Raw genomic sequence first — 6,895 nt, forward strand, 5'->3', positions numbered from 1 at the left:
CGGTCGCACGATGCCGTTTTAGCTGTTCCAGGTTATGCCGAAGCCAATCGAGCGAGAACTCGTCATATCCAATGATGAACACCGGGCGATCGAGTCCGGGCCGATCGATGACACGCGCTTGGACCGGCCCCGGCGTCAGCGCGTGACTGCGGACCGGCAGCGGATCGAAGTTTTGGGGGAAATCCGGTAAAGATAGGGATTGTTGATAGTTCGGGAGTGTTATTTGCACACGGTCCGGCATTGGCCGCGTGTTGCCGGCGTCGAATAGGACTACCGGCTCACTGTTTGCAGCCGTGCCGAATAGCGCGATGAGGACGAAACAGGCAGTGATGCAACGCATAACGGACTCCTGATTGAGGGAGTCGTCATTGTTGATAACCGGGATGAAATCGACAATATAAAACCCTTAATCCGATTTAGAAGGGTTTTTGTTGCCTTGATGGACTCTGTGCTGTGTACTATTTTTTTAAAATCAAAACTAATGACACCGTCTGAATCAAGCCATGGATTAAGATATCCTTGGGGATGAGATAATTATTCTAAAGCGGAAGCAAAGAAATAATTCATTTTAAATCGGCTGAACATCTGGTTACGACCCAAACCCCGTCATAGACACCACATTTTTAAATGTCGCTTTATTGATCAAATCCAGTCAGTTATTTTTGTGTATTACTCGCTTAGCAGTAGCAATTCATTACTGAAAGATAAGGTTTTTGATTATTCAAGATAATTGAATAAATGGGCATACGTTTAATGTATGCCCACCCTTGCTACCCATTATATCTGTATTTCTTGCCCATCAAATTTTTTCAGTGTCAGTGCAGGCGCCTCGGGATGAGCATCGCGCCAATCTTTCAAAATGGCAATACCCACTTCCTCGCCTAGCAGCATACCTTCAGTGCCATCGCTGCGATAATGTACGCCGGCCCAATCACGTCCCAAGCTTATGTTGGACGCTAATTTATTGAGTTCACCACCGATCGTTAATACATCGGCGATTGACTCTAAATCATTGCCGTTGCTAGTAGGCTGTACCGGTGAAGGGATAATGGCATTTTCTTTAAAGAAGGCTTTAAGCACTGTCACGCAAGCGCCTGAAATAGAAGCATGACCAGCGGGATAAGCCGGATGTGTAGGCCCGCCTTCCGGATAACCCATGGGTAACAACTTGTTACCATATTTCTCCTGCACGTAATTCAAAACAATGGACGAATTGAATTGAGTATGTAACAAACCAGGGTTGTTTTGGGCTAATCCGCCATATGCTTCGGGACGAATGCGGCGATGCACATTCCATTTTTGAAACCATGCTGCCCTCAAGGCAGCATTACCGGCCCTGGCTACCATATCGAGAATTTCACCCGCCCCCAAATCGATAAAGCCTCCTTGCCGGGTTGCTGTTTTATAGGGATTACCATCATCCCAAACGCTTGGTCCCCAGCTTAGTAAAATCAATGCGGCATTATGGTATGCTTGATAAGTGAAATCCTGATGCACATATCTCGATAAATCACGGCCGGTTCGCATATAACGGTCTGGCATAATGGTTACTGATTCGCTTGGCATTTCGCCATTTTGAATTGCCAGCCATTCACTCGGAGTGGTCATGAAATTGTCACCCGCTTTGTAGCGCGTATATCTTTGATCGACTAATTTGGGACCGGTGGGGATGTCTTGATATAAAAATTGCGAAATGTACGGCCCTGTCTGATCGCCTTCAAATATACCTCTAAACAACATTTCAGCACTGGTTGGGCCGGTAAAGTCGATCAAATTCGCCAGCTCGTTAGCTGCTTTCATGATGTTTTTATTGGAGGTGTATTCGCTGAACGGCACATCACGCAACAGGGCTTGCGCATATACCTCAACCATTTCAGCCGCAGCCTCGGCGCTGCCAAGCGCGGGTGCCGGTTTCATGCCGTAATCGTGGGAATCTCTACCTTCCAAATCATAGACTTGGGCAGCCATAGGATTGGCCAATTTTGCCGGGCCACCTGCGGGTACTTGTTCAAAAGCAGCAAAGCTACCCGTTTGGATGGCCTCCAACAATTGTTCGTAGGCAGCACTATCGACGATACCGTTAGCGTCATGCGGTAGGGTTTTGTGAAATTGTCCCGCATAATCTGGCACGTTGGTTTCATCGCCATTATTGGGATGCAAGGCAGGCGGGTTGAGATAATTATTATTTGCCTGTTGTTCCCGATATTCATACGCTTTTTGGTGTCTTTCTGCGGCTGATAAGGGATCCAGTTCACCCGCCACTGCCGTATTCGTAAGAATTGCCGAGATTGCACCGAATAAAAGTGTCTTTTTCATAAAATACCTTGTTGTCGTTATCTTTCATAAAATCTAAGAAAGCTAATGCTATAGCGTTCTTAGATATGAAATGCAAAAGGCATGCCAGTTGTTAACACTTTGATTTATAAGTAATTAATTTTAAATGCAAATAAAATAAATATAAAAAACAGGTGATATGACTTATGGTTCTAAGTCAAATGACTTGCAATTTATAACGTAATTGAATCCTTAAAACTATGTATGGACTAGCGATCCAGATTCTAAAATATATCAAGCAAGTTTTAATCAAACAGGATGCGCTTAACGAAGTCGAGTTATGTTTTTCAATTAAGCACCTAGGTATAAGCTGAAATGGTCGGCAAATATCCATTCAAATGCTGTCATTGATGATCGAAAGGCAATCTTCTGCAAATGGCCGATCTTTCCAAATTGGTCGATTTGAGCCAATGTCGGCTATGGGGAAATGTATTAACGTATTGTTTCTATTGTGATAGAGCTTTACTGAAATAATCGCTTATCCCAAATGACTTTTTTAGGCTCTGAAACTATGACCTTTTTGGCATCAGGATGAAGCGGGTTAACGAGGACGTTTTGGTCTAATCTGGCAATAACTGATGGGACAATTACTATTGCAGTCCGTGCTTGGTTTAGCCATTGGTCGCCAAATGCCCTGGCCGGGGCGTTGTTTTCTGAATCCCAACCCTCTGGGAGCTGGTTCTCCTCAACGATTTCTACCGAAACACTGCCGGGTACGTCTACGATGACATACTGCTGGGTTTCAGGAATACGGCCGGTGTTGGCATGTGCCAGAATTTCTAACATGGCGCAAGAGTATGACAACGAACCAGAAATAACCGGCTTGCCTGGGCTATTCCATCGTCCGCCAATGAATGCCGCGCCTGTCCCGTCCCAAATAGGATGGCGCCCGTCCGCAATCCGGTAGATCTTCACTAAGCCGCAATACCGTAATACAAGCGCCAGAGCAATTCTTCGACCCGACGGGCTCCTATTTCGGTCATCGAAACCTCAAGGGGAGCTCGATTTTGCAGCATTGGATGAGGCTTATGCAGAAATTCCCTGGCATCGTCTACCGAGTTCCAAACGTACTGAGCAGTCGCATAGATTCTGGCCAAGCGTTCAGTTCGTTCGGATTCTTGGGCGCTTAATCTATCCCGGCGGCGCTTATAAGTCGCCTCGGGGACAATCCGATACAGCAGTTGTTTGCGCTCTTCCGTGTTGAGGCCAATAGTGTCTACAATGGTTTTCAAGGCCTGTTTGGGCAAGCCGTGTGATACCAGGGCATCCAACTCGGCAAAAGAATGGGGTACCGGTATCAGCGACATGAATGAAGCTATTTTTTCTGGGGTTACTAGAACCATCTTGAAACCTTAAAGTATCATTTGATTAATTTATAGTGTCTCATATGATACCTTTTGTCAATTTTTGGATAACACCGACAAGCTATGCCGAATCATTTTGAAAGATGGATTGAGGATTGTTGATTTCAATACGTCTCACAGCATAAAAATAAACAATAACAGCATCATTAACGCTGTGGCACGAATGATAGTGGACTGCATTGCCATGATCGAGATACTGTTTGCGCCCCACATTTTGAATTGACTCCAGCTTACAAATGCGAGCCATAAAAAAAGCAGGATTGCGATAATCGACTGTATCGCAGTTTTCAGTTCTTGATAGTCAACGCCGCCGGCGCGGTTCGTGAATGCAGTCGAAGGATCGATCAACGGTTGCCGGACAGCCAGGGCTGGCGGTTGCACCCGTTATTACCACCACCAGAACTCACGGGGCCGGTAGTGACTCCGGCGGTGACATTGCCGGTAATTGGCGCCATGTTATAACCACTAAACGTCGATAGATAATGTGTGATGGGGGTGTTATTGCCATCACTGGGGGTTTGTGCGCCGTTGGATGTAAATAATTGGGGTCAGATACTGAGGTGCATATTCTGGCCCAACCTGAACACCGATTCTGATTCAACCTGAACAGTCATTCTGATCGAAGTTGAACACTGATTCTGATTCAAGCTGAACAATTTTGGGGCGATTTCCAGAATCGGTGTTCAAGATGCCAGAATCGCTGTTCAGATTGCCAGAATCGTTCCTAACGCATTGTTTTTTAAACCTGAGTATCCTGTTCCGATTTTTGGATCAGGATATGGCAGCCAAACGAATTACAATGCGAAAAATCAGAGAAGTTTTACGACTGCGTTTCAGCGCCGAATTGAGTATTCGGCAAATCAGCGCCGGCACCAAGATCAGTGTCGGCAGTATTCAAAACATCCTCAAACTAGCCGAGCAACAGGGGCTTTCTTGGCCTTTGCCGGATGATTTGGACGATCAGGCCTTGGCGTTGACGTTGTATCCGAGTTCCGATGCGCGGCCTTCGGCAAAATTTCAGCAGCCGGTTTGGCCAGAGATTCACCAGGAGCTGAAGCGCAAAGGCGTGACCAAGCAATTGCTGTGGGAGGAATATACTCAACAGTATCCGAACCGCTGTTACAGCTATTCGCAGTTCTGCGCCCGGTACGCCGATTGGTTAAAACGGCAGAAGCGCTCCATGCGGCAAAGTCATCGGGCCGGCGAGAAGCTGTTTATCGATTATGCCGGGCCGACCGTGCCGATCGTCTGCGCGTCCAGTGGCGAGGTTCGCCAGGCCTGCATCTTTGTCGCGGTGCTGGGTGCTTCCAATTACACCTATGCCGAAGCCACCTGGAGCCAGAGCCTCCCGGATTGGTTGGGCAGTCATGTCCGCGCCTTCGAGTTTTTTGGCGGCTGTCCAAGCCTGCTTGTGCCGGATAATCTAAAAAGCGGGGTCAACAAGGCCTGCCGCTATGAACCGGAGCTCAATCCGGCTTATCAGCAACTGGCCGCCCATTATGACGTGGTGGTATTACCGGCCCGACCTTACAAGCCCAAAGACAAAGCGAAAGCCGAAGTCGGCGTGCAATTGGTCGAACGTTGGATTCTAGCCAAGCTGCGTCATCAGACGTTTTTCTCGCTGGCCGAACTGAATCACTGTATTCGGGCCCTGTTGACCGAACTGAACGAAAAGCCGTTCAAGCAGTGGCCGGGTAACCGCCGGGAATGGTTCGAACGGCTGGATCGACCAGCCTTGCCACCACTGCCAAAACACGCCTATCAATATGTCGCCATCAAAACGGCTAAAGTCAATATCGATTACCACGTCCAGTACGATCAGCATCTGTATTCGGTGCCGCATCATTGCGTGGGAGAACACGTCGAAATCCATGCCGGCGAACGGCTCGTCGAGGTCTATTTTCAGAATCAATGCATCGCCAGCCATGTCCGACAGTACCATCCCGGCACCACGACGGAATCGACTCACATGCCGGAGAAACACGCCAAGCATCAGCTCTGGACGCCCGGGCGGCTGATGAACTGGGCCCAGTCATTGGGCCCCGAGGTGCTCTTGTGGGTGAAGACCCAACTTAACCGGAAACAGCATCCGGAACAAGTGTACCGCGTCTGTCTGGGCTTATTGAATCTGCAACGCAGTTATCCAGCAGAACGCTTAAACCGGGCTTGCGCTCTCGCTAATCGTGAAGGCCTGTATCGACTGAAAAACATCAAAGCCATTCTACTCAGCAACCGGGATCAGTTAGCGGACACATCGCCCGCACAAACCGCCTTATTGCCCCAGGATCATGAAAATATCCGCGGACCAGACAGTTTTCACTGAAACCCGATTGACAGCAAAAAAACCATTATCAATCAAATAGGATAACCCAACGATGATAGAACACACCCTTAGCCAACTGCGGCAACTGAAATTGACCGGCATGGCCGGCGCGCTGCAAACGCAACACGAACAACCCGGTACCTATGAAGGCCTGTCGTTTGCCGAACGCCTGCAACTGTTAGTTGACCAGGAAGCCCAGGAACGCCGACACCGCAAGCAGGAACGCCTGATTCGCGCCGCCCAATTTAAACTGAAGGCCCATGCCCAAGGGATCGATTACCACCATCCCAGAGGCTTGCAGCAAAGCCAAATGGCCGCCTTGCTGCAATGTGACTGGATCGGGAAAGCGCAGAATCTGTTGCTCACCGGTCCCTGCGGCTGCGGTAAGACCTACCTCGCGTGTGCACTGGGCCACCAGGCTTGTTTGAAAGGCTATAGCGTCCGCTATTTTCGCCTTTCCCGTCTCGTCCTGGCACTGACCCAAGCCAAGGCCGATGGCAGTTACAGCCAACTGCTCAAAACCCTGGCCAACTTCGATTTATTGATCATCGACGACTGGGGATTGGAGCCGCTCAAAGCCGCTACCCGCAACGATCTGATGGAAATCATGGATGACCGCCATGACCAATCGGCCACCGCCATCCTCAGTCAATTGCCGACCGACCAATGGTATCAATCGATCGGCGACAATACCCTGGCTGACGCCATATTAGACCGCTTGATGCACAACTCACATCGGCTCAATTTGAAAGGCGAATCGATGCGAAAAAAATTGAATTCATTGACTCAAGCTGAACACTTAGGATAAATATTCCCTTCCCCCCTGTGTCAGGCTAGTTGTCGCCTCTAAAATTTTATAGAGGTAAAAAATGCA

At 48.5% G+C, this 6,895-nt stretch carries 7 protein-coding genes; 2 read left to right on the forward strand and 5 right to left on the reverse strand.

The genetic code is table 11. The features are described 5' to 3' along the window. The 5 genes from ACRJJO_RS21610 to ACRJJO_RS21630 all read right to left on the reverse strand — a co-directional run. The coding region (locus ACRJJO_RS21610) for a DUF2859 domain-containing protein (RefSeq protein ID WP_431067626.1) at positions 1 to 340 on the reverse strand (340 nt) is incomplete at its 3' end. Positions 341 to 777: 437 nt separating this feature from the next. Beyond that, positions 778 to 2,316, reverse strand: a complete 1,539-nt coding sequence (locus tag ACRJJO_RS21615; RefSeq protein WP_431067627.1) for a vanadium-dependent haloperoxidase — start codon at positions 2,314 to 2,316, stop codon at positions 778 to 780. 480 nt (positions 2,317 to 2,796) lie between these two features. Further along, positions 2,797 to 3,249 (reverse strand): RES family NAD+ phosphorylase, encoded by a 453-nt coding sequence (locus ACRJJO_RS21620; RefSeq protein WP_431067610.1) that lies wholly within the window; start codon positions 3,247 to 3,249, stop codon positions 2,797 to 2,799. Next, a complete protein-coding gene (locus ACRJJO_RS21625; RefSeq protein ID WP_431067628.1) occupies positions 3,249 to 3,677 on the reverse strand; it encodes an antitoxin Xre/MbcA/ParS toxin-binding domain-containing protein in 429 nt (142 codons plus the stop codon). Before ACRJJO_RS21625 ends, ACRJJO_RS21620 begins: the two co-directional genes overlap by 1 nt. A gap of 135 nt (positions 3,678 to 3,812) precedes the next feature. Continuing rightward, positions 3,813 to 4,079: a TIGR03758 family integrating conjugative element protein gene (locus tag ACRJJO_RS21630; RefSeq protein ID WP_431067629.1), complete on the reverse strand. Its 267-nt coding sequence runs from the start codon at positions 4,077 to 4,079 to the stop codon at positions 3,813 to 3,815. 397 nt (positions 4,080 to 4,476) lie between these two features. Here ACRJJO_RS21630 and istA point away from each other — a divergent pair, with 397 nt between their 5' ends. Both istA and istB read left to right on the forward strand, forming a co-directional pair. Continuing rightward, a complete protein-coding gene (istA, locus tag ACRJJO_RS21635) occupies positions 4,477 to 6,021 on the forward strand; it encodes an IS21 family transposase (RefSeq protein WP_431067630.1) in 1,545 nt (514 codons plus the stop codon). A 52-nt stretch (positions 6,022 to 6,073) separates the two neighbouring features. After that, on the forward strand, positions 6,074 to 6,829 hold the full coding sequence (gene istB / locus ACRJJO_RS21640) for an IS21-like element helper ATPase IstB (protein WP_431067631.1): 756 nt from the start codon (positions 6,074 to 6,076) through the stop codon (positions 6,827 to 6,829). The last annotated feature ends 66 nt before the right edge of the window (positions 6,830 to 6,895 follow it).

The organism is Methylotuvimicrobium sp., assembly GCF_050611805.1.
Classification (GTDB): Bacteria; Pseudomonadota; Gammaproteobacteria; order Methylococcales; family Methylomonadaceae; genus Methylotuvimicrobium.